This window comes from Neobacillus driksii (genome assembly GCF_013409995.1).
Lineage (GTDB): Bacteria > Bacillota > Bacilli > Bacillales > Cytobacillaceae > Neobacillus > Neobacillus driksii.
Window position 1 is genome coordinate 124,223 of sequence record NZ_JACCBX010000010.1, and the last position, 22,914, is coordinate 147,136.

The 22,914-nt window shown below is 38.3% G+C and carries 20 protein-coding genes; 18 read left to right on the forward strand and 2 right to left on the reverse strand.

The genetic code is table 11. The annotated features are described in order from the left end of the window. Positions 1 to 7: 7 nt before the first annotated feature. From F4694_RS21785 to F4694_RS21815, 7 genes are all read left to right on the forward strand, one after another. A complete protein-coding gene (locus F4694_RS21785) occupies positions 8 to 1,246 on the forward strand; it encodes an NAD(P)-dependent malic enzyme (RefSeq protein WP_179601835.1) in 1,239 nt (412 codons plus the stop codon). A 7-nt stretch (positions 1,247 to 1,253) separates the two neighbouring features. Beyond that, on the forward strand, positions 1,254 to 1,877 hold the full coding sequence (locus tag F4694_RS21790; RefSeq protein WP_308806510.1) for a FadR/GntR family transcriptional regulator: 624 nt from the start codon (positions 1,254 to 1,256) through the stop codon (positions 1,875 to 1,877). Positions 1,878 to 2,077: 200 nt separating this feature from the next. Continuing rightward, positions 2,078 to 2,953, forward strand: coding sequence for an acetyl-CoA carboxylase, carboxyltransferase subunit beta (accD, locus tag F4694_RS21795; RefSeq protein WP_179601837.1), 876 nt, complete (start codon positions 2,078 to 2,080; stop codon positions 2,951 to 2,953). Further along, positions 2,947 to 3,921 carry an acetyl-CoA carboxylase carboxyl transferase subunit alpha gene (gene accA / locus F4694_RS21800; protein ID WP_179601839.1) on the forward strand — a complete coding sequence of 325 codons (975 nt, stop codon included), beginning with the start codon at positions 2,947 to 2,949 and terminating at the stop codon, positions 3,919 to 3,921. The genes accD and accA overlap by 7 nt, the downstream gene beginning before the upstream one ends. 294 nt (positions 3,922 to 4,215) lie before the next feature. Beyond that, complete coding sequence (gene pfkA / locus F4694_RS21805; protein ID WP_179601841.1) at positions 4,216 to 5,175, forward strand: 6-phosphofructokinase; 960 nt, start codon at positions 4,216 to 4,218, stop codon at positions 5,173 to 5,175. 34 nt (positions 5,176 to 5,209) lie between these two features. Then, positions 5,210 to 6,973 (forward strand): pyruvate kinase, encoded by a 1,764-nt coding sequence (gene pyk, locus F4694_RS21810; RefSeq protein WP_179601843.1) that lies wholly within the window; start codon positions 5,210 to 5,212, stop codon positions 6,971 to 6,973. 80 nt (positions 6,974 to 7,053) lie between these two features. After that, positions 7,054 to 7,440: an FxsA family protein gene (locus tag F4694_RS21815; protein WP_179601845.1), complete on the forward strand. Its 387-nt coding sequence runs from the start codon at positions 7,054 to 7,056 to the stop codon at positions 7,438 to 7,440. Between the two features lie 38 nt (positions 7,441 to 7,478). On the opposite strand, the gene ytvI is transcribed toward F4694_RS21815, so the two are convergent. Then, on the reverse strand, positions 7,479 to 8,585 hold the full coding sequence (ytvI, locus tag F4694_RS21820) for a sporulation integral membrane protein YtvI (protein ID WP_179601847.1): 1,107 nt from the start codon (positions 8,583 to 8,585) through the stop codon (positions 7,479 to 7,481). A 101-nt stretch (positions 8,586 to 8,686) separates the two neighbouring features. Between ytvI and F4694_RS21825 the strand changes: the two genes are divergently transcribed. The 11 genes from F4694_RS21825 to coaE all read left to right on the forward strand — a co-directional run bounded on the left by F4694_RS21825 (position 8,687) and on the right by coaE (position 21,144). Next, positions 8,687 to 9,148, forward strand: coding sequence for a DUF441 domain-containing protein (locus F4694_RS21825; protein ID WP_179601849.1), 462 nt, complete (start codon positions 8,687 to 8,689; stop codon positions 9,146 to 9,148). Between the two features lie 352 nt (positions 9,149 to 9,500). Next, a complete protein-coding gene (gene citZ, locus F4694_RS21830) occupies positions 9,501 to 10,619 on the forward strand; it encodes a citrate synthase (protein WP_179601851.1) in 1,119 nt (372 codons plus the stop codon). Between the two features lie 150 nt (positions 10,620 to 10,769). Continuing rightward, positions 10,770 to 12,038, forward strand: coding sequence for an NADP-dependent isocitrate dehydrogenase (icd, locus tag F4694_RS21835; RefSeq protein WP_179601853.1), 1,269 nt, complete (start codon positions 10,770 to 10,772; stop codon positions 12,036 to 12,038). Positions 12,039 to 12,151: 113 nt separating this feature from the next. Next, positions 12,152 to 13,090, forward strand: a complete 939-nt coding sequence (gene mdh / locus F4694_RS21840) for a malate dehydrogenase (RefSeq protein WP_179601855.1) — start codon at positions 12,152 to 12,154, stop codon at positions 13,088 to 13,090. 76 nt (positions 13,091 to 13,166) lie between these two features. Further along, the gene (locus F4694_RS21845; protein ID WP_179601857.1) at positions 13,167 to 13,643 is read left to right on the forward strand and encodes a MaoC/PaaZ C-terminal domain-containing protein; all 477 of its coding nucleotides are present in this window, start codon (positions 13,167 to 13,169) and stop codon (positions 13,641 to 13,643) included. Between the two features lie 125 nt (positions 13,644 to 13,768). Further along, the gene (locus F4694_RS21850) at positions 13,769 to 14,485 is read left to right on the forward strand and encodes a response regulator transcription factor (RefSeq protein ID WP_179601859.1); all 717 of its coding nucleotides are present in this window, start codon (positions 13,769 to 13,771) and stop codon (positions 14,483 to 14,485) included. Further along, the gene (gene pnpS / locus F4694_RS21855; RefSeq protein ID WP_179601861.1) at positions 14,482 to 16,245 is read left to right on the forward strand and encodes a two-component system histidine kinase PnpS; all 1,764 of its coding nucleotides are present in this window, start codon (positions 14,482 to 14,484) and stop codon (positions 16,243 to 16,245) included. The genes F4694_RS21850 and pnpS overlap by 4 nt, the downstream gene beginning before the upstream one ends. A gap of 18 nt (positions 16,246 to 16,263) precedes the next feature. Beyond that, entirely contained in the window at positions 16,264 to 18,897 is a 2,634-nt protein-coding gene (gene polA, locus F4694_RS21860) for a DNA polymerase I (RefSeq protein WP_179601863.1), read from the forward strand. 54 nt (positions 18,898 to 18,951) lie between these two features. Beyond that, positions 18,952 to 19,779 carry a DNA-formamidopyrimidine glycosylase gene (mutM, locus tag F4694_RS21865; RefSeq protein WP_179601865.1) on the forward strand — a complete coding sequence of 276 codons (828 nt, stop codon included), beginning with the start codon at positions 18,952 to 18,954 and terminating at the stop codon, positions 19,777 to 19,779. Positions 19,780 to 19,868: 89 nt separating this feature from the next. Further along, positions 19,869 to 20,510: a sporulation membrane protein YtaF gene (gene ytaF, locus F4694_RS21870; protein ID WP_179601867.1), complete on the forward strand. Its 642-nt coding sequence runs from the start codon at positions 19,869 to 19,871 to the stop codon at positions 20,508 to 20,510. Positions 20,511 to 20,535: 25 nt separating this feature from the next. After that, the gene (gene coaE, locus F4694_RS21875) at positions 20,536 to 21,144 is read left to right on the forward strand and encodes a dephospho-CoA kinase (RefSeq protein ID WP_179601869.1); all 609 of its coding nucleotides are present in this window, start codon (positions 20,536 to 20,538) and stop codon (positions 21,142 to 21,144) included. 707 nt (positions 21,145 to 21,851) lie between these two features. On the opposite strand, the gene F4694_RS21880 is transcribed toward coaE, so the two are convergent. Then, positions 21,852 to 22,772, reverse strand: a complete 921-nt coding sequence (locus F4694_RS21880) for a nuclease-related domain-containing protein (protein ID WP_179601871.1) — start codon at positions 22,770 to 22,772, stop codon at positions 21,852 to 21,854. Positions 22,773 to 22,914 lie beyond the last annotated feature (142 nt).

The window sequence follows — 22,914 nt, forward strand, 5'->3', positions numbered from 1 at the left end:
ACATATCTTGACATTACGGGAAGAAGCACTACATATGCATCGAATTAATAAGGGAAAGCTTGAGTCAAAATCAAAAGTACCAGTAAGAAATGCCAAGGATTTAAGTTTAGCGTATTCTCCGGGCGTTGCCGAACCGTGTAAAGATATTTATGAAAAGCCTGAAACGGTTTACGATTACACAATGAAAGGCAATATGGTTGCTGTAGTTACTGATGGTACAGCAGTGTTAGGTCTTGGTAACATTGGACCAGAAGCTGCGCTCCCTGTAATGGAAGGGAAAGCAGTTTTATTCAAAAGCTTTGCCGGCGTCGATGCCTTCCCAATTTGTTTAAACACAACCGATGTAGAGAAGATTATTGAAACTGTTAAGTTGCTCGAGCCAACATTTGGCGGCGTGAATCTTGAAGATATCGCTGCACCAAATTGCTTTGTTATCGAGGAACGATTAAAAAAAGAAGCGAATATTCCTGTTTTCCATGATGATCAACATGGTACCGCTATTGTTACAGCAGCTGGTCTTGTTAACGCTCTTAAGCTGATTGACAAAAAAATCACTGAAATCAAAGTGGTCGCAAATGGTGCTGGAGCTGCTGGAATTGCCATTATAAAATTATTACACAGCTATGGGGTTCGAGATATTGTTATGTGTGATACGAAGGGTGCCATTTACGAAGGACGTCCGCAAGGTATGAATGACGTTAAGGCAGAGGTTGCAAAATTCACAAATCGTGATAATCTTACTGGTAGCCTTGAAGATGTAATAAAAGGTGCTGATGTATTTATTGGTGTATCGGTTGAAGGTGCTTTAACAAAAGAAATGGTTGCTTCAATGAACAAAGATGCAATCATATTTGCTATGGCAAACCCTAATCCAGAAATTATGCCACAGGCAGCAAAAGAAGCGGGAGCAAGAGTGGTAGGAACGGGTAGATCTGATTTTCCAAACCAGGTAAATAATGTCCTAGCCTTCCCTGGAATTTTCCGTGGTGCTCTAGATGTCCGTGCCACACACATAAACGAGGCAATGAAAGTGGCAGCCGTTGAGGCAATAGCCAGTTTAATAAATGAATCTGAATTAGATGAGGATTATGTCATCCCTGCACCATTTGATCCTCGTGTTGCTCCGGCTGTTGCTGCTGCAGTAGCAAAAGCAGCCATGGAAACAGGTGTTGCACGTATTAAGGTTGACCCTGAAGATATAAAAGAAAAAACAATGAGGCTCGCTATCATAGGTAAAAGTGAGTGATTGTTAAGTGACGAATACTAAAGTATATCTTGAGATTGTGAAACAGCTAAGAGAGATGATAGCTGCAGATAATTTGAAATCTGGAGATAAAATCCCATCTGAGCGGGAATTATCAGAGCGCCTGAATGTCGGGCGCTCTTCCGTTCGGGAAGCATTAAGAGCATTAGAACTGTTAGGCTTAATCGAAACGAGACGCGGTGAAGGCACCTTTATACGCGATTTTCGAGGAAATCAACTTGTACAGCTGCTGGGGACCTTTATTCTTCAGGATGAAAAGGCAAAGTTAGACGTTATTGAAACAAAGAACCTAATAGAAATGGATCTTCTTCGGTTAGTCCTAAATCGAGCGGATGAACAGCAGGTAGTAAAGCTAAAGAGCTTGGTAAAAGCCAAACAATTAAATGATGATCAATTCTTTTATGAACTTATTGAACTAGCAGACAATTATCTGTTTTCAAGAATATGGTTAATATTAAAGGACTATCACCATTCTTTGAGTTTACAAAACGAGGAGTACAATCGTGATAGCTATTTAATGTTAATCGAAGCCTTGATTGAAAAAGATGAGGAAAAAACATTATCTGCTTATCGCCAATTAAGAAATTTGTCTATTTTAACCGACAAATACTAACAGATTTTGAAGTATTTTTCCTTTATAGTGATAGACAAGCAATCAAGCCCAATTGGAAGTGGGCATTTTTAGTTTTTGGGTGGTCTGACCAATTATCGAGGTTAGGTTTGAATTGTCATTATTTAAGGCAAGACTTCAAATAAAGAATGATAAAAAAACTTGCCGATTGGCAGATTTTCGAACAAGGAGGTTTGGACAAATTGCTTAAAGATCTTTTTACAAAAAATACGGTAAAAAAGAAAAAATATGCAACGATTCCTACTGAGGCTGCTAAAAGTGATGTACCTGAAGGGATTATGACTAAATGTCCATCATGTAAGACGATAATGTATACGAAAGAATTAAATAAAAATTTGAAAGTATGTCTACATTGTGGATATCACTTTGCCATGAACGCAAAGGAGCGTATCATCAGCTTTTTAGATGAAGACAGCTTCATTGAAATAGACGAAAACATGGTTTCCGAGAATCCATTAAACTTCCCAGATTACTTGGAAAAAGTAGAAAAAGACCGTCAGAAAACGAAGATTAATGAGGCAGTCGTAACAGGCTCGGGAAGTGTCAACGGAAATAAAGTTGTATTGGCTATTATGGATTCTACTTTTAGAATGGGCAGTATGGGTTCTGTTGTAGGTGAAAAAATAACTCGTGCGATCGAAAAAGCTGATGAAATGTCAGTGCCTTTTATTATTTTTACTGCCTCTGGCGGTGCTAGAATGCAGGAAGGTGTCCTCAGCTTAATGCAAATGGCCAAAACAAGTGTGGCATTAAAGAGATTTAGTGAAAATGGCGGACTTATTATTTCGATTATGACGCATCCTACAACTGGCGGTGTTTCTGCAAGCTTCGCATCATTGGGAGACTATAACTTTGCAGAACCAGGTGCATTAATCGGTTTTGCAGGGCGTAGAGTTATCGAACAATCCATTCGTGAGGAATTGCCTGAGGACTTTCAAACAGCAGAGTTTCTCTTAAAGCATGGTCAACTGGACGCGATTATTACTCGTCCAGATTTAGTTGATAAAATCACAAACTTACTCGAAATTCATCAACCTGGAGGTGAGCTCGAATGGTAGGGGAATTAGAATTTGAACGCCCAGTCGTGCAATTAAGAAATAAAATTGCCGAACTTAAAGAGTTTACCAAAACTGCAGATGTAGACTTATCATCCGAAATTGAAAAGTTAGAATTACGACTTGAAAAACTTGAAAAAGATATTTATAACAATATAAAGCCATGGGACCGTGTTCAAATTGCCAGACATCCAAATAGACCGACTACATTAGATTATATCTCTAATCTATTTGACGGTTTCTTTGAATGTCACGGAGACAGAACATTTGGTGATGATGAAGCTATTGTCGGCGGTGTGGCCAAGTTCCGCGGGCTTCCAGTAACCGTCATTGGTCATCAAAGAGGAAAAGACACCAAAGAAAATATCCGCAGGAACTTTGGAATGCCTCATCCGGAAGGCTATAGAAAAGCACTTCGTCTAATGAAACAGGCAGATAAATTTAATCGTCCAATTATTTGTTTTATTGATACAAAAGGTGCCTATCCAGGAAAAGCTGCAGAAGAACGGGGACAAAGTGAAGCCATTGCCCGTAACCTATTTGAAATGGCCGGTCTTAAGGTCCCAGTTATTTGCATCGTTATTGGCGAGGGTGGAAGTGGTGGTGCGCTCGCATTAGGGGTGGGCAACCGCATGTACATGCTTGAGAATTCCACGTACTCTGTTATTTCACCAGAAGGTGCTGCTGCTATATTATGGAAGGATTCTGCACTAGCGAAGAAAGCAGCGGAGTCCATGAAAATTACAGCACCAGACCTAAAGGAACTGGGAATCATCGATGATATAATCCCAGAAATTAAGGGTGGGGCACATAAAGACGTTAAGGGTCAATCAGAAGCAATTGACAATTTCCTTAAGAAATCTTTAAAGGAACTTTTAGAACTCTCAGAAGAGGAACTTATTGCAGATCGATATAATCGATTTAGAACGATTGGTGAATACTCATTTATAAAGGATTATATTAAAATTTAAACGTGCTCTAAGAGCACGTTTTTGTATTTGGGACTTACTTCCTTTTTCACATTTATGTCAAAAATTATCCAATAAGTGTAAATGACTGCGTTTCCATTTCTTGGTTAAGCGGTTTCACTTTACAGATTATTTCGCCTATTTTTTTTACTAATATGATTGAGTTGTTATAGGGGTCTATTTAGTGGTATTTTATAAATATTACCGGCTTTTTAGTTTATAATAAATGAAGTACACGTATAAAGATAACTTCTATTTAGATATACATATTTTAGTAAATCCCATGAGGTGGTAGAAATGAAAAAAATTGGTGTATTAACAAGTGGTGGAGACTCACCAGGAATGAATCCTGCGATCCGGGCTGTAGTTCGAAAGGCTATATATCACAACGTTGAGGTATACGGAATATATGGTGGATACACTGGACTAATCTCTGGAAAAATAAAAAAACTTGAGCTCGGCTCTGTCGGTGATATTATTCATCGCGGTGGTACCATGCTGCAAACAGCACGATGCCCAGAATTTAAAACACCAGAGGGACAGCAAAAAGGAATTGAGCAGTTAAAAGCACATGGTATTGAAGGGCTAGTTGTCATTGGCGGCGATGGTTCTTATCGTGGTGCAAGAGCTTTAACTCAACAAGGATATCCATGTGTAGGGGTACCTGGTACGATTGATAATGATATTCCTGGAACAGAACTAACAATTGGATTTGATACTGCATTAAATACAGTTATTGACGCCTTGGATAAAATCCGCGATACGGCTACATCACATGAGAGAACCTTTGTGATTGAAGTAATGGGCAGGGATGCTGGTGACATCGCTTTGTATGCTGGTCTCGCAGGCGGTGCAGAAACCATCCTTATCCCTGAAGAAGGCTACGATATGGCTGAAATTACAGAAAGGCTCAGGAAAGGTCAAGAACGCGGTAAGAAGCATAGTATCATCATTGTTGCTGAAGGAGTTTGCGGTGGCGATGAATTTGCCAAACAGTTAAAAGAAGCTACGAACTTTGACACTAGAGTTTCTGTACTTGGGCATATTCAACGCGGTGGTTCGCCAACTGCAGCCGACAGGGTACTCGCAAGCCGCTTAGGTGCAAGAGCAGTTGAATTATTAATCGAAGGTAAAGGCGGACGTGCTGTAGGGATGGAAAGTAATCGTGTGGTAGATTATGATATCGTTGAAGCATTAGAAAGAAAGCACGTGCTGGACCTAGACCTTGTTAGGCTTTCAAAAGAATTATCCATCTAATTAGTACTAGTTGAAATATAGGAGGAAACAAAGAATGTTACGTAAAACGAAAATCGTCTGTACGATTGGTCCTGCAAGTGAGAGTGTAGAAAAACTAACACAATTAATCGAATCCGGTATGAATGTAGCACGATTAAATTTTTCCCATGGTGATTTTGAAGAGCATGGACAGCGAATCCGAAATATCCGAGAGGCTTCTAAATTAACAGGGAAGACTGTGGCCATTTTACTTGATACAAAAGGTCCAGAAATCCGCACGAATAATATGGTAAACGGTGCAATTGAACTTAAATCAGGGGAAAATATTATTGTCTCGATGACGGAAGTCGAAGGTACAACTGAAAAGTTTTCAATTACATACCCAGGATTAATTGATGATGTTCATGTGGGCTCTAAAATATTGTTAGATGATGGTTTAATTGGCCTAGAAGTCCTTAATATTGATAAGGCACAAAATGAAATCAAAACAAAAATCCTTAACAGTGGAACATTGAAAAACAAAAAAGGTGTGAATGTACCAGGAGTTTCTGTCAAACTTCCGGGTATTACAGAAAAAGATACAAATGATATCATTTTTGGAATCGAACAAGGTGTTGATTTTATTGCCGCTTCCTTTGTACGCCGTGCAAGCGACGTAATGGAAATTCGTCAGCTATTAGAGGAAAAGCAAGCTACACACATCCATATTATCCCTAAGATTGAAAACCAAGAAGGCGTCGATAACATTGATGAAATCCTTGAAATTTCTGATGGTTTAATGGTTGCTCGTGGAGATTTAGGTGTTGAAATACCTGCTGAAGAAGTACCACTCGTGCAAAAAATGTTAATCAAGAAGTGTAATGCACATGGTAAGCCTGTTATTACCGCTACACAAATGCTTGATTCCATGCAGCGTAATCCGCGCCCAACACGTGCCGAGGCTAGTGACGTGGCAAATGCAATATTTGATGGTACAGATGCTATCATGTTATCTGGTGAAACAGCAGCTGGAATTTATCCTGTTGAAGCTGTACAAACCATGCATAATATTGCATCTAGAGCAGAACAAGCATTAGATCATAAAGAAATTTTATCAGCACGCAGTAAAAATACCGAACACAATCTTACAGACGCAATTGGTCAGTCTGTTGCACATACAGCACTAAATCTTGATGTAAATGCAATTGTTACACCAACTGAAAGCGGTCATACTGCTAGAATGATATCAAAATACCGTACAAAGGCACCAATCGTGGCAGTTACGTACAATGAGCAAATCTGCCGCCGTTTAGCGCTTGTATGGGGTGTATATCCTAAGCTTGGAAGAATCTGCAGCTCTACGGATGAAATGCTGGATAGTGCTGTTGAGGAAAGTGTAAACAGCGGTCTTGTTAAACATGGTGACTTGGTTGTCATCACTGCTGGTGTACCAGTTGGCGAAGCTGGAACGACGAACCTAATGAAAATTCATGTTGTTGGGGATATTATTGCTAGAGCTCAAGGAATCGGTCGTAAATCTGCTTTTGGTAAAGTAGTTATTGCCCATGATGCAGGGGAAGCCATTCAGAAAGTTAAGCCAGGTTCCATTTTAGTTACGCTTGGTACAGACCGTGATATGGTACCAGCGATTGAAAAATGTGCGGCTCTTATTACTCAAGAGGGCGGGTTAACAAGCCATGCAGCAGTAGTTGGTCTAAACCTTGGTATTCCTGTTATTGTTGGTGTGGAAAAAGCACTTGAGTTATTTACTGATGGCCAAGAAATCACAGTAGACGCAACAAGAGGTGTCATTTATAACGGGCACGCTAGTGTATTATAGAATCAGAAAGAAGGGATTTCCCTTCTTTTTTTCTTTCTTCGATGTATAATAGACAAAGCTTGTTTGAAGGGGATGGAACAATGCGCTATTTAGCTTTATTCATTATTGTAATACCCGCAATAGATATCGGATTCCTGCTGTTATCAGGTAAAACAATAGGATTTTTGCCAACCCTGGCTTTTATCATTCTAACAGGAGTAATTGGTGCCTATTTGGCCAAGAGAGAAGGATTGCAGACGATAAAAAAAGCACAAGAACAGCTTGCATATGGTCAACTCCCTGGTGAATCTGTCTTGGATGGTATTTGTATTTTAATTGGAGGAACCCTGCTGTTAACACCTGGATTTATTACGGATTTATTTGGATTTTTATTGTTATTCCCTCCATCTAGAAAGCCCTTTAAATGGTTGATCATTAACGCTTTACGAAAGAGAATACAAAAGGGGAACATAAAAATTATCAAATAAAAACGTCAACTTCCAGTGGAGGTTGACGTTTTTACGTATTAGCCTTTAATAAATGTCCAGATATCGTGAAACACATTTGCTCGATAGAGTGTGTTAATAATGACGAGAGTCACAGGACCTAAAATCAGTCCTAGAAAGCCAACTAATTTAAATCCTACGAACAAGGCGATTAGTGTGGCTAATGGATCAAGACCGATATTAGACGATAGTATTTTTGGCTCCATAATCTGTCTTTGCACGATTACCAGTAAATATAAGACTCCTAAACCTATTGCAAGACTAATATCACCTGCAATCACCTCATAAATAATCCATGGTACAAAAACAGCTCCGGTGCCAAGATATGGAATAATGTCTACGATACCTGTTATCAAAGCGATGGTAATCGCGTAATCAACGCGAAGTACAAGCAGCCCAATAAGTATAATAACTGTTGTAATGGAAATTAGGGTTAATTGGGCCTTAAGAAAGCCAAATAAAGCTTTCTGTAAATCTACGAACACAGTTTTCCCGCTTGTTTTAGCTTTCTCAGGTAAAATGGAACTGCTCATACGTGAAAGTCTGTACCAATCCTTACTAATAAAAAAGGTTGCTAAAAAGGAGAAAATTAATACAGTTGCGGCATTTGGGAACCATGATAAGATGACTGGTATGTTGCCAAAAAGGTTTTGAATAAAGTTTCCAGCATTTGTTCCAATGGTAGAGCCAACGTTTTTAATATTAGATATGATTGTGTTTTGCTGCCCATCTTCTAATTGGTTAAACATACTTGTTAATTGATTATAAAGAGGGATAATTTGTGCTGTTATATACTCCTCGATATATCCGATTAAGGTATCCAAATGCTCAGGGACAACGCGGGCAAGATAATTTGCACCGGAAACCAATTCAGCTACTAAAAGTGTAACTAACCCCGCAACGAAGGCAAAAATGATAATTAATGCCACAAAAACAGCTAATCCACGGGGCATTCGAAGTTTTTTTTCAAAAACATTAACAATTGGGTTAATAAAAAAGGCAATTACTAAGGCAATAAGAAATGGATAGGTCACTTTTGACAAATAATAAAATGATAGAAGCCCTAGAAAAACAATGCTAATCACTAAAATGAATCTAAAGGATCGATACAAGTACTTTTTATCCAATAACATGCCTCCTTAACCAGTCAGATAGGTAGCTCTAGTTTAACATTTTTTGTACAATGCTGCATGATTTTCCCTATTGTAAGTAGGAAGGATGGAAATTTATGTTTAATCAGCCATTATTGTTTTTATTACTGCTTTTAGTCATTGGACTTATCGCAAAAAATAACTCATTATTAATTGCGATTGTCGTTTTACTCATATTAAAATTAAGCGGGCTTGAAACAAAATCCTTTACCTTTATACAAAGTAAAGGGATTAACTGGGGAGTTACGGTCATCACGATCGCAGTTTTAGCTCCAATTGCATCGGGTGAAATTGGTTTTAAAGATTTGACTGGTGCCTTTAAATCACCACTGGCCTGGGTAGCTCTTATTTCAGGCATGGCTGTTGCATTATTAGCTAAGGGTGGAGTATCTCTCTTACAAAATGATCCGCATATTACCACAGCTCTTGTTCTAGGGACTATTCTATCCGTTTCCATATTTAAAGGAGTGGCTGTAGGCCCTCTTATTGGTGCAGGAATAGCCTATACAGCGATGAAAATAATTGATTTTTTTAGTTAGCTTTTTTGTAAAATAATATTTTTTTTGAACTTTTCAGCCCCTTTTCATTCACAAAAATCTGATAATTGTTTATAATAGGACTTGAAAGCGCATCCTTTTTTACATAAGTCACATAAATATGCTAGATTACTTGTAAAGTAACTTTTTATTAAATAAAAGTTATTCCGCTTGCTGGATTTTTTCCGAGCAAGCGCTCAATCTAGATATTGTTTAAAAAGAGCGCTAATCATTCATATTTGAAATGAAGATTTTCTTTCAACATAGCTGTGACCATTAACAGTTTCAGCTGATAAAAATACTTCTTTTAACAAATGGGTAATGGGGAAATTAGAATGAGAAGGAGAGATTTTCTATGACAGTAACTCGAGGTCTTGAAGGGGTAGTGGCAACAACTTCTTCGATCAGCTCAATCATTGATGATACGTTAACCTATGTTGGTTATGACATCGACGATTTAGCTGAGAATGCGAGCTTTGAAGAAGTAATTTATTTATTGTGGCACCGCAGATTACCAACAGAGCCTGAATTAGCAGAATTAAAAAAACAGCTATCAGAAAATGCAGCACTTCCACAACAAGTGATTGAGCACTTTAAGATGTACCCTATTGAAAAGGTTCATCCAATGGCTGCATTACGTTCCGCTGTATCCTTACTGGGTCTTTATGACGAAGATGCCGACACCATGGATCCAGAGTCAAACTATCAAAAGGCGATTCGCCTTCAAGCAAAAATGCCAGCTATTGTGACAACTTTTGCACGCGTTAGAAAAGGGCTTGAACCAATCGCACCAAGAACTGATTTAAGCTTTGCGGCTAACTTCCTTTACATGTTGACCGGAAATGAACCGGATGAAATTGCAGTTAATGCCATGGACAAAGCCCTTGTATTACATGCTGATCATGAACTTAATGCATCAACATTTACTGCTAGAGTTTGTGTAGCTACATTATCAGATGTCTACTCCGGTGTAACTGCTGCAATCGGAGCTCTTAAAGGACCATTACACGGTGGTGCAAATGAAGCAGTAATGAAAATGCTTAAAGAAATTGGTACAATTGAAAATGTTGAGCCATATGTTCGTGGAAAACTTGAGAAAAAAGAAAAAATCATGGGCTTTGGACACCGTGTTTATCGCTCAGGCGATCCTCGTGCCAAGCACTTAAGAGCAATGTCCAAGAAATTAACGGAGTTAACAGGTGAGCCGCATTGGTATGAAATGTCTGAAAAAATTGAAAGCATTGTTACCGGCGAAAAGAAATTACCGCCAAACGTTGATTTCTACTCAGCGTCCATGTACCATAGCTTAGGCATTGACCATGATCTATTTACACCAATCTTTGCAGTTAGCAGGGTTTCAGGATGGCTAGCTCACATTCTAGAACAATATGATAACAATCGATTAATTCGTCCACGTGCTGAATATATAGGTCCTGGCATGCAGACATATGTACCAATTAATCAAAGAGGTTAATAAATATTTACTTTTTTCAAAAAAATTGTTCTAATAGGATTGTGGGAAAAGGTTAAAGCGTCAAATCTTTAACCTTGGACCCAATCTCTTTAATACGAAAAGGGACAAATGATTATTACCATTGATACATAACTAGGAGGGAGAACAACTATGCAAGGCGAAAAAATCACAGTAACAAACGGAGTATTAAACGTACCAAACAATCCAATTATCCCATTTATTGAAGGTGACGGTATTGGACCAGATATCTGGGCTGCTTCCGAGAGAGTATTAAATGCAGCGGTAGAAAAAGCATATAAAGGCGAACGTAAAATCGTTTGGAAAGAAGTTCTAGCTGGAGAAAAAGCTTTTAACCAAACTGGTGAATGGCTTCCACAAGAAACTCTTGATGTAATCAATGAATATTTGATTGCCATCAAAGGTCCACTTACAACTCCTGTTGGAGGCGGTATCCGTTCATTGAACGTTGCGCTTCGTCAAGAGTTAGATTTATTTGTATGCTTACGTCCAGTAAGATGGTTTGAAGGTGTTCCTTCTCCAGTTAAGCGTCCGCAAGACACTGATATGGTTATTTTCCGTGAAAACACAGAAGATATCTATGCAGGTATCGAGTATGAAAAAGGTTCAGAAGCTGTTAATAAACTAATCAATTTCTTAAAAACTGAAATGGGTGTAAACAAAATCAGATTTCCAGAGACTTCTGGTATCGGTATTAAGCCTGTTTCTGAAGAAGGAACTTCACGCCTTGTACGTGCTGCCCTTAATTACGCAATTAAAGAAGGCCGTAAATCATTAACACTCGTGCACAAAGGTAATATCATGAAATTTACTGAAGGTGCATTCAAAAACTGGGGTTATGAGCTTGCTGAAAAAGAATTCGGCGATAAAGTATTTACTTGGGCTCAATATGACCGTATTAAAGAAGAGCAAGGTACTGAAGCAGCAAACAAAGCTCAAGCTGATGCTGAAGCAGCTGGCAAGATCATCGTAAAAGATGCGATTGCGGATATCTTCTTACAGCAAATCCTTACTCGTCCACGTGAGTTTGATGTTGTTGCAACAATGAACTTAAACGGTGACTATATCTCTGATGCTCTTGCTGCACAGGTTGGCGGAATTGGTATTGCTCCTGGAGCAAACATCAATTATGAAACTGGCCATGCGATTTTCGAAGCTACACATGGTACTGCACCTAAATATGCAGGCCTTGATAAAGTTAATCCTTCATCTGTAATCCTTTCAGGTGTATTACTACTTGAGCACTTAGGATGGAATGAAGCGGCTAAAATGGTCATTAAATCAGTGGAAAAGACGATTGCTTCTAAAGTAGTAACGTATGACTTTGCTCGTTTAATGGATGGAGCAACAGAAGTTAAAACATCAGAATTTGGTGATGAATTAATTAAGAATATGGAATAATTGGCAAGCTAGTGCACCTAGAGTAAGAAACGTGACAAGGAAAATCAGGGCTGTTTTCGAACAGTCCTTTTTTCGAATAACGACAATAATACTTTCAAAGGGGAGAGTTAAAAATGTCATTAAAGCGTAAAAAGGTTTCCGTAATTGGTGGCGGTTTCACTGGTGCTACAACTGCATTCTTACTTGCACAAAAAGAATTAGGCGATGTCGTTCTAGTTGATATCCCTCAAATGGAAAACCCTACTAAAGGGAAAGCATTAGATATGCTTGAAGCAAGTCCAGTTCAAGGATTTGATTCAAACATAACTGGTACATCTAATTACGAAGATACTCGTGATTCTGACATCGTTGTCATTACGGCTGGTATTGCACGTAAACCTGGAATGAGCCGTGATGATCTAGTTCAAACAAACCAAAAGGTAATGAAAAGTGTCACACAGGAAATCGTAAAGTATTCCCCAAACTGTACAATCCTTGTATTGACAAATCCAGTTGATGCAATGACGTATACTGTATTTAAAGAATCTGGATTCCCTAAGAACCGGGTCATTGGCCAATCTGGTGTACTAGATACAGCTCGTTTCCGTACTTTTGTTGCGCAGGAATTAAATCTTTCTGTTAAGGATATAACCGGATTTGTCTTAGGTGGACACGGTGATGATATGGTTCCGCTTGTTCGTTATTCCTATGCTGGTGGTATTCCATTAGAAACATTAATTCCTAAAGAGCGTTTAGAAGCGATTGTTGAGCGCACTAGAAAAGGCGGCGGTGAAATCGTCAACCTTTTAGGCAACGGCAGTGCCTATTATGCTCCAGCAGCGTCATTGGTTGAAATGTGTGAAGCAATCTTAAAAGATCAGCGCCGTGTGCTTCCTTCCATTGCTTACCTTGAAGGAGAATTTGGATATGAGGGTATTTATCTTGGAGTACCAACAATCCTCGGTGCAAACGGAATTGAGAAGGTAATTGAGCTTGAATTAACGCCTGAAGAAAAAGCAGCGTTAGACAAATCAGTTGAGTCCGTTCAAAATGTAATGAAAGTATTAGTATAAGTGAAAAAATTCGGGGAATATGTTCCCCGAATTTTTTCAACTAAATATGAAACCGTTTACAAAGGGGCGTGACGGAATGCTTTTAGGAAAAAAGAGAAAGTTAGGAAGAGAAATTAAAGAAATGTCTGTTGGAGAAAAACTAGCGTTAACCGAAAAGGTGGAGGATAAGGATATTCTACTGTATTTGGGATTAACCGATGATGCAAATCCACTTTTTATTCAGCATGATTATGCTTCACAAACACCTTATAAAAAACCGATTGTTCCTAGTATAATGCTGACGGGTATGATTACTTCTGCTATTTCAAGGTATTTACCCGGACCTGGAAGTCATATTTTAAGTCAAGATATCCAATTTCCTAAGCCTGTTTATCATTATGCAACGGTTCAGTTGTTGCTAGAGGTTGTCGAAGTAAATCATGATGACCACACAGTGATGATGACGGTAGTGGGAACAAACGAAAAAGACGAGGTAGTGATTAATGGAAACTTGAAAGTTAGTCCTCCTCATCGTTTAGGCAGAATGGATGCAAATGTGTTAGATAACTTTTAATGCTCTAAGGAATGTAGCCCACATTCCTTTTTTTTTTGTCTTAAGGGTCGATAGTGGGTATTCTTTTTTATTCTATATTATAATGGTGGAAGGTGGCAAAATAGACAAAACACTCGGAGGTTTTTATGAAAAATAAGGTACTAGTTGTTGACGATGAACAATCGATTGTAACTTTGCTTCAATATAATTTGGAACAAGCTGGTTTTGAAGTAGTAACCGCAATGGATGGACTAGCGGGAAAACAATTAGCTGAAAGTATAACACCGGATATCATTGTTTTAGATCTTATGCTCCCGAAAATGGATGGAATCGAAGTATGTAAGCAGCTTCGGCAGCAGAAAATTATGACTCCAATCCTAATGTTAACAGCTAAAGATGATGAATTTGATAAAATATTGGGGTTAGAGCTCGGCGCGGATGATTATATGATTAAGCCATTTAGTCCAAGAGAAGTGGTGGCACGCGTAAAGGCAATTTTAAGAAGAGTTCAAATACAAACCAACAGTAATGAGGCTGAGCAACAGGATGGTACTGACATTGTTATTGGAGATCTTCAAATTATCCCAGAGAAATATGAAGCCTATTTTAAAAATCAACAATTGGAACTGACCCTGAAGGAATACGAATTACTTCATTACTTAGCACAGAATAAAAATCGCGTCCTAACCCGTGACCAATTATTGAGTGCTGTTTGGAATTATGAATTTGCTGGCGATACTCGTATTGTAGATGTTCATATTTCCCACTTAAGGGAAAAAATTGAAGTTGATACAAAAAAACCGGCTTATATTAAAACCGTCCGTGGACTTGGGTATAAGCTTGAGGAGCCGAAAGGTGAATGACCAAATTCCGCACAAAGCTTCTTCTTGCGCTAATTTCTTTACTAATAATAGGATTAATCGGACTTGAAATATTACTTGGACAACTTTTAAAAGGCTACTACCTTGATACATATAATGAACGTTTAGATAAAGAGAGTAATCTCCTAAGCTTGCATATTGAAAATAACGGTGGCGTGAATTCATTTAATCAACAAAAAATAATGGAAATAAGCAATATCCTAAATGTGAGACTTGCCATCACAGATCCAAAAGGGAAGATACTGTTTGACAGTGACGAAGTGAGTCCTTCTAAGATAAAAGGGATAAAGGAAATTATTAATGAGGTCTTAAAGGAAAAGCAAAAAAATAAGACCGAGCTTGTTGAGCGTGAGGAATACGACTTACACTATTCGTGGAAACCAATACAACAAGCAAATAAAAATGAAGGATATTTGTTCATTTTTACTAAAACGAGTGAACTGAAACAAGCATACGGGCAAATATGGTGGATTCTTTCCATTAGCCTGTTGATGGTGTTTATTGTCTTTATATATCTTGGATACAGAATAACTGGAAGGTATACAAAGCCAATAGAAGCTGCAACAAATGTCGCCATTGAGCTGGCAAAGGGGAATTACCGGGCAAGGATAGAAAGTAATAAATTAAATGAAACGAGTATGTTGAGTACTTCAATCAATGTTTTGGCCCAAAACCTTCAAGAAATGAGTAAAGCTCAAGAAATACAGCAGGACCGTTTAAGTGCATTAATTGAAAATATGGGTGCAGGACTACTATTAATGGATAGCCGTGGCTTCATCAATCTAATTAATAAAGGTTACATCGAGATTTTTCATGTGAACTCTTCTACCTATTTAGATAAATTGTATTATGAGGTTATTGAGCATGAGGAAATATGCAATATCATAGCGGATGTGTTCAGGACAGAACAAAAAATTAGAAAACATCTCCTTCTTCCATTGGGGATTGAGAGAAGATACTTTGATGTTTACGGTATACCAATTATAGGAATTAATAATGTGTGGAAAGGGGTTTTACTCGTTTTCCATGATATTACCGAAATCAAAAAACTTGAAGTCATGAGAAAGGATTTTGTGGCAAATGTGTCACATGAATTGAAGACGCCTGTTACCTCTATAAAAGGTTTTTCTGAAACGTTGTTAGACGGTGCGATGAATAATCAAGATACACTTGAAGCATTCTTATCGATTATTAATAAAGAAAGTGAGCGAATGCAATCGCTTATTCAAGATCTACTGGATTTTTCTAAAATTGAGCAGCAGGAATTTAAGCTGAACATCCAGGACTTTGACCTATTTGAATTAATAAAAGAAGTAATCACCATGCTTAATAAAAAAGCAAAATCAAAAGATATTCGTCTTGAACTTGAGTTTCAGAGGGAAGAATTATATATACAAGGAGACCATGACCGCTTAAAACAGGTATTTATCAATCTGATCAGTAATGCCATTTTGTATACTCCTCCGGGAGGCTATGTGTTCGTTTCACTGTTTGAATTCGAAAGAACCGTGAAAATCCATGTAAAAGACTCCGGTGTAGGTATTAAACAAGAAGAAATTCCACGTATTTTTGAGCGATTTTATCGTGTTGACCGTGCAAGAAGCCGAGACTCTGGCGGGACAGGCCTCGGATTAGCGATCGTAAAACATTTAGTTGAAGCACATCACGGAAACATTTCGGTAAGAAGTACCCTAGGTGAGGGCAGTGAGTTCATCATCGAACTACATAAATATATGAATTAACCTGAAAGGGGTAAATAGATGGAAAAGAAGAAGTTAGTATTAATAGATGGGAATAGTATCGCTTACCGTGCATTCTTTGCTCTGCCCCTGCTTAATAACGATAAGGGCGTACACACAAACGCAGTATACGGTTTTACCATGATGTTGAATAAGATTATCGAAGACGAGAAGCCAACGCATATACTAGTGGCATTTGATGCGGGCAAGACAACATTTCGTCATGCTACTTTTGGTGAATATAAGGGTGGAAGGCAGAAAACACCTCCTGAATTATCGGAACAATTCCCTTTTATTCGTGAACTTCTTGACGCATATGGTATCCAGCGATATGAGCTTGAGAATTATGAGGCAGATGATATTATAGGGACGCTGTCATTAACGGCTGAAAAAGAGGGTTATGAAATCAAGGTAATATCAGGAGATAAAGACTTAACTCAGCTTTCCTCGGAACATACTACCGTTGGAATCACTCGAAAAGGAATTACCGACATTGAGGAATATACTCCAGAACATGTTATGGAGAAGTATGGTTTAACGCCTGAGCAAATTATTGATATGAAGGGGCTGATGGGTGATCCTTCAGATAATATTCCAGGTGTACCAGGCGTCGGTGAGAAAACAGCGATTAAACTGTTAAAGGAATTTTCAACATTAGAAAAGTTACTAGACTCGGTTGATCAAGTGACTGGAAATAAGTTGAAAGAAAAGCTTGAAGAATTTAAGGATCAAGCAGTAATGAGTAAGCAGCTTGCTACTATAGAAAGACATGCACCAGTGGAAGTATCTGTAGAAAATGTCGCTTACGAGGGTTTTGAAAGAGAAAAACTCGTTGCAATTTATAAAGAGCTTGGCTTTCATTCTTTATTAGAAAAATTAGGTGGAGACGCTGCTAGCACTGAACAGCTCGAACTTGAAGACATTGAGTATGTAACCCCTGATATGATTAGTGATGATTTGTTTGCGGACGATAATTATTTCTATGTTGAAATGCTCGATGATAATTATCATTACGCCGATATCATTGGTTTTTCGCTCGTCAATGAAAAGGGATATTATTATTTACCAACTGAATTAGTCTTAAAGTCTGATAGTTTTAAAAAATGGGCGGAAGATGAAACAAAAAAGAAAACAGTCTACGACGCAAAGCGTTCCGAGGTATCTTTAAGAAGGTTTGATATTCATTTAAAAGGGGTTAATTTCGATACGTTAATGGCTTCTTATATTATTAATCCTTCTGAATCGATTGATGACCTTTCAACAATAGGGAAAAAATACGGGATTAGTATTCAATCAGATGAGTCGTTTTATGGAAAAGGGGCTAAGCGGAAAATACCAGAAGCTTCACTGCTTGCAGAGCATTTGGTCAGAAAAAGTCTTGCTATGTTTGATTTAAAACAAAAATTGGAAGACGAATTAAAAACAAATGAACAATTTGAATTATTTACTGACCTTGAAATGCCGCTGTCACTCATTTTAGCTGATATGGAATCCTGTGGGATCAAGGTGGATAGGGATCGTCTGCAAAGAATGGGCGGCGAAATTCATGATAAGTTGATCGAAATGGAAGGAATTATTTATGAGCTGGCTGGTGAAAAGTTCAATATTAATTCAACCAAACAATTAGGTGTGATTTTATTTGAAAAATTAAACCTGCCAACCTTTAAGAAAACAAAAACAGGCTACTCAACGTCAGCAGATGTTTTAGAGAAATTAGCAAATGACCATGAAATCATTGAGCATATTCTTACATACAGACAGCTAGGCAAGCTCCAGTCAACTTATATTGAAGGTTTGCTCAAGGTTATTAATCCTAAAACAGGTAAAGTTCATACACGCTATCAACAAACATTAACCGCAACAGGTAGATTAAGCTCCATAGACCCGAACTTGCAGAACATTCCGATTCGATTAGAAGAGGGTAGGAAAATCCGCCAAGCATTTGTACCATCGGAACCAGGATGGATCATTTTTGCAGCCGATTATTCGCAAATCGAGCTTAGAGTTCTTGCAGACATTGCTGGGGATGAAAAACTGATACAAGCCTTTAAGGATGACCTTGATATTCACACCAAAACGGCGATGGATGTATTCCACGTAAATGCGGATGAGGTAACATCCAATATGAGAAGGCAGGCAAAGGCGGTTAACTTCGGGATTGTCTATGGAATAAGTGACTATGGTCTTTCACAGAGCTTAGGCATCACACGTAAGGAAGCTGGTCTGTTTATTGACCGCTATCTTGCAAGCTACCCTGGGGTGAAGGATTATATGGACGACATTATTCATTCAGCCAAACAAAAGGGTTATGTATCTACTCTTCTGCAAAGAAGAAGGTATATCCCAGAGATTACACATCGTAATTTTAACATCAGAAGTTTTGCTGAAAGAACTGCCATGAATACCCCAATCCAGGGAAGTGCAGCCGATATTATAAAAAAAGCCATGATTGATATGGCGGAAGCATTAAAGGATTATGGATTAAAAACAAGACTACTGCTTCAAGTGCACGATGAACTTATTTTCGAAGCGCCAGAAGAAGAAATCGAAACACTCAAGAAACTCGTTCCAGATGTCATGGAAAATGCCCTCGAATTAAAAGTGCCATTAAAAGTAGACTATTCCTATGGTCCAACATGGTTTGATGCAAAGTAGAAAAGAGGAAGAGCTTAGGCGCTTTCTCTGGATAGCATAAAAGGGAGTTGCTTTATGCCAGAACTACCGGAAGTAGAAACAGTAAGAAAGACGTTAAAAAAGCTTGTTTCAAATAAACAAATAGAAAATATAACCGTTCACTGGCCTAAAATTATTAAAAATCCAGTTGAGGTTGAACAATTCGTTGATGCCCTTAGAGGAGAAATAATTGAGGACGTCGGTAGAAGAGGTAAGTTTTTAATTATTTATACCACCACGTTTGCCCTTGTTTCCCATTTAAGGATGGAAGGGAAATATGGGCTCTATGCAAAGGAAGAACCATATGATAAGCATACTCATGTTATCTTTCATTTTACCGATGGAAGTGAATTGAGATACCGAGATGTTCGGAAATTTGGAACCATGCACCTATACCTAAAGGGGGAGGAATTTGAGAAACCTCCACTTATTGACCTTGGACCAGAGCCTTTTTCAGAAGAATTCACAAAGGAATATTTATCCGACAAGCTGAAGAAGACCAACAGAAAGATAAAGCCTGCTCTACTGGACCAAAAAGTTTTTGTTGGGCTTGGAAACATTTATGTCGATGAGGCCCTGTTCCGTTCTGGAATACATCCTGAACGGATTGCAAACTCTTTGAGTGAGGAAGAATTAACAGTGCTGCACCAAGAAATTGTTAAGACATTGGAGGAAGCCGTTAAAAAAGGGGGAAGCACGATTCGCTCCTACGTAAACTCACAAGGGGAAATAGGGATGTTTCAGCTTGAATTATATGCCTACGGCCGTAAAGGGGAAGAATGCAAAAGGTGTGGAACCCCATTAGAAAAAACAACAGTAGGAGGACGAGGTACTCATTTTTGTCCTAAATGCCAAAAACTTTAATCTTTAGAAGTGAGATGACAATTTAATAACAAAGGATAGGCTCCTCCCATATACTATCGTAGTGATTGACGGAAGGAGCTCTAGACATCATGTTTCAATTGTTCTCACTTCTCCTGCTGGCTTTTGCTCTCAGTCTTGATAGCTTTAGCGTAGGGTTTACGTATGGACTAAGAAAAATGGTACTGCCGCTTAAATCAGTGCTCATCATTGCAACCTGTTCTGCCAGTTCTTTAATGATTGCGGTGTCAATCGGGCATGGACTAGAAAAAATCCTATCTCCTAGTATCACGGCAAGCCTTGGGGGAATTATATTAATCGCTCTTGGCGCCTGGGTATTATATCAATTTTTCAGGCCAGAAAAAGAAAAGGACTCAGAACTGCTCGAACATGAGAAGCTGATCATAAATTTTGAAATACGCTCCTTAGGTATTGCCATAAATATCTTAAGGAAGCCAATGTCAGCCGACTTTGACCGTTCGGGTACGATCACTGGAATTGAGGCATTTATGCTCGGCTTTGCCTTATCCATTGACGCGTTTGGTGCTGGAATCGGTGCTGCAATGCTAGGATACTCTCCTATTTATCTAGCCGCCAGTGTTGCTGTAATGAGTTCTTTATTTTTAGTTTTAGGAATAAAAAGCGGTGCTTTTTTTCATAAATTTAACATGGTCCAAAAGCTTACCTTTATACCAGGGATTTTATTAATCATCATTGGAATTTTGAAATTATGACCGTTCATGTGGAAAGGAACAGAGTATGTCACTAGTAATCGGACTAACAGGCGGAATAGCCAGTGGAAAAAGTACAGTCTCCAATATATTAAAAGAAATGAATATCACTATTATAGATGCAGACGTAGAAGCCCGCCTAGCCGTTGAAAAAGGGGAACCTGCTTATCAAAAAATTGTTGCTGAATTTGGTAATGATATTTTACTAACTAACGAGGAAATTGATAGGGTGAAACTCGGTTCCATCATTTTTCATAACGCTGAAAAACGACAGCTCTTAAATAGCATTGTTCATCCTGAGGTAAGAAAAAGGATGAACAATCAAGTCGAAGCAGCCAAGGAACGCGAGGAACAAGTCATTATCCTTGATATTCCACTACTGTTTGAAAGTAAACTAACGCATATGGTCGAAAAGACCATCCTTGTGTATGTTGATCGAGACATCCAGTTAAAAAGACTGATGGAAAGAAATGATTTATCATTGGAGGAAGCAGAGGCCAGAATAAAATCCCAAATGCCTCTTTTAGAAAAAGTAGCCCTTGCCGACGCCGTCATTAATAATAACGGCTCCATCGCCGAAACCAAAAAACAGGTAATTGAGGTTTTAAATGGCTGGGGAATAACAAGACTTATTTGAGAAGGGGCCATCCCCTTCTTTTTTGGTTTGTTTATGAAGCCCAAAATCAAAGGCTGAAGGTGAAAGTGGTACTTATGAAAGGCTCATGAAGCCCAAACTTGAAAAAGTGGTACTCATGAAAGGTTCATGAAGCCCAAAACCAAAGGTTGAAGGTAAAAGTGGTACTCATGGAAGGTTTATGAAGCCCAAACTTGAAACAGTGGTACTCATGAATGGTTCATGAAGCCCAAACTCAAAGGCCGAAGGTGAAAGTGGTACTCATGAAAGGCTCATGAAGCCCAAACTTGAAAAAGTGGTACTCATGAAAGGCTCATGAAGCCCAAACTTGAAAAAGTGGTACTCATGAAAGGTTCATGAAGCCCAAACTCAAAGGCTGAAGGTGAAAGTGGTACTCATGAAAGGTTCATGAGGCCCAAACTCAAAGGCTGAAGGTGAAAGTGGTACTCATGAAAGGTTCATGAGGCCCAAAATCAAAGACTGAAGGTGAAAGTGGTACTCATGAAAGGTTCATGAAGCCCAAAATCAAAGGCTGAAGGTGAAAGTGGTACTCATGAAAGGTTCATGAGGCCCAAAATCAAAGACTGAAGGTGAAAGTGGTACTCATGAAAGGCTCATGAAGCCCAAAATCAAGCGTGAAATGAAAAAAGGGTCCTCATGAAATTGTTCACAAGGCCCCATAATTTAAAAGCGATTGAATTAACCTATTGCTAAATAGGATTTTTACTGTCATCTACAAAATATGAATACTTACCATGCCCTTTAAGTATAAAATGTTTTAATAATATTTTCCTAATCTTCTTTTTTGGTGTAACCACCTTACACCATTCAAAAACAAGATTAGTGGTGATCTTTATATCTGGAAAAAGTTTCAACAATTCCTCCACATGTCGTAATACGGCTGCTTCCATCCGCTCCTCGCAACCACAATCCTTACAAGCTATTTTCGTTCTAGAGACAGAGACATCAAACGAGTGGCAGGAGCCACAGGTAATCCCTTTTACCACTGTGTCATAATCATATTTTGGTAATCGCACATAAGGGTTTTCAGTTTTATGCAAAGAAACTAACAGGTCTGCGAGTTTATGGTGCACATCACTTAATTTAGAGGGCATTTTATATAGCTTTTTAATAAAGGAATTAACTTGTGTTGGTAAGATAATCTGCGGATTTGGTGATGGTTGATACAAGGTAAACTGGGGGTTATTGAATACGAGAAAGGCATCAATGGGATAATTATATCTATATTTTTGAAGTAATTGCCGGAGTTCGGAATGACATCTATTTAACTGTAGCATAGGATCCTTCTTTTCACTTCCAGCTATTGTTTTAAACAGGCCATCTTCATAACAATATTCTCCTTCATAATATTTGATATCAATTAGATAAATTCGTCCATAAAAGATAATCAAAGTGTCAATTTGGAAAAATGTTTCACCGAATTCGAGTAACAATTCATTAATAACCAAAGTATCTAAGTCGCGTATTAAGCAATCAAACTCCAATTCCCCTGCATAACCCTTCTCTTTGTTAGAAAGTTGCAACTTTTCTTTTTCCGTTAATTTCGTTCTATAATTCAAAATTCTCAACTTAACCAATTCTGGAGGTATAGGTCGTTCTTTTTTAAACATGTTCCACTTCCTTTCTTAACTCTGATTCTATCTAACTTTTTAACCAAATAACATGGATGTTTTGTTAAATGTGTTAACATGTTACCTAAATTGTAAAACATTTTTAAAAATCCGCACTTTATATATTACATATTAAATTAAA

Bases quoted from the DNA above. Each gene is read 5' to 3' on its own strand.
- accA (WP_179601839.1), top strand. From the start codon at position 2,947: ATGGTAGGGGAATTAGAATTTGAACGCCCAGTCGTGCAATTAAGAAAT.
- pfkA (WP_179601841.1), top strand. From the start codon at position 4,216: ATGAAAAAAATTGGTGTATTAACAAGTGGTGGAGACTCACCAGGAATG.
- pyk (WP_179601843.1), top strand. From the start codon at position 5,210: ATGTTACGTAAAACGAAAATCGTCTGTACGATTGGTCCTGCAAGTGAG.
- F4694_RS21815 (WP_179601845.1), top strand. From the start codon at position 7,054: ATGCGCTATTTAGCTTTATTCATTATTGTAATACCCGCAATAGATATC.
- F4694_RS21825 (WP_179601849.1), top strand. From the start codon at position 8,687: ATGTTTAATCAGCCATTATTGTTTTTATTACTGCTTTTAGTCATTGGA.
- citZ (WP_179601851.1), top strand. From the start codon at position 9,501: ATGACAGTAACTCGAGGTCTTGAAGGGGTAGTGGCAACAACTTCTTCG.
- icd (WP_179601853.1), top strand. From the start codon at position 10,770: ATGCAAGGCGAAAAAATCACAGTAACAAACGGAGTATTAAACGTACCA.
- mdh (WP_179601855.1), top strand. From the start codon at position 12,152: ATGTCATTAAAGCGTAAAAAGGTTTCCGTAATTGGTGGCGGTTTCACT.
- F4694_RS21845 (WP_179601857.1), top strand. From the start codon at position 13,167: ATGCTTTTAGGAAAAAAGAGAAAGTTAGGAAGAGAAATTAAAGAAATG.
- F4694_RS21850 (WP_179601859.1), top strand. From the start codon at position 13,769: ATGAAAAATAAGGTACTAGTTGTTGACGATGAACAATCGATTGTAACT.
- pnpS (WP_179601861.1), top strand. From the start codon at position 14,482: ATGACCAAATTCCGCACAAAGCTTCTTCTTGCGCTAATTTCTTTACTA.
- polA (WP_179601863.1), top strand. From the start codon at position 16,264: ATGGAAAAGAAGAAGTTAGTATTAATAGATGGGAATAGTATCGCTTAC.
- mutM (WP_179601865.1), top strand. From the start codon at position 18,952: ATGCCAGAACTACCGGAAGTAGAAACAGTAAGAAAGACGTTAAAAAAG.
- ytaF (WP_179601867.1), top strand. From the start codon at position 19,869: ATGTTTCAATTGTTCTCACTTCTCCTGCTGGCTTTTGCTCTCAGTCTT.
- coaE (WP_179601869.1), top strand. From the start codon at position 20,536: ATGTCACTAGTAATCGGACTAACAGGCGGAATAGCCAGTGGAAAAAGT.
- F4694_RS21880 (WP_179601871.1), bottom strand. From the start codon at position 22,772: ATGTTTAAAAAAGAACGACCTATACCTCCAGAATTGGTTAAGTTGAGA.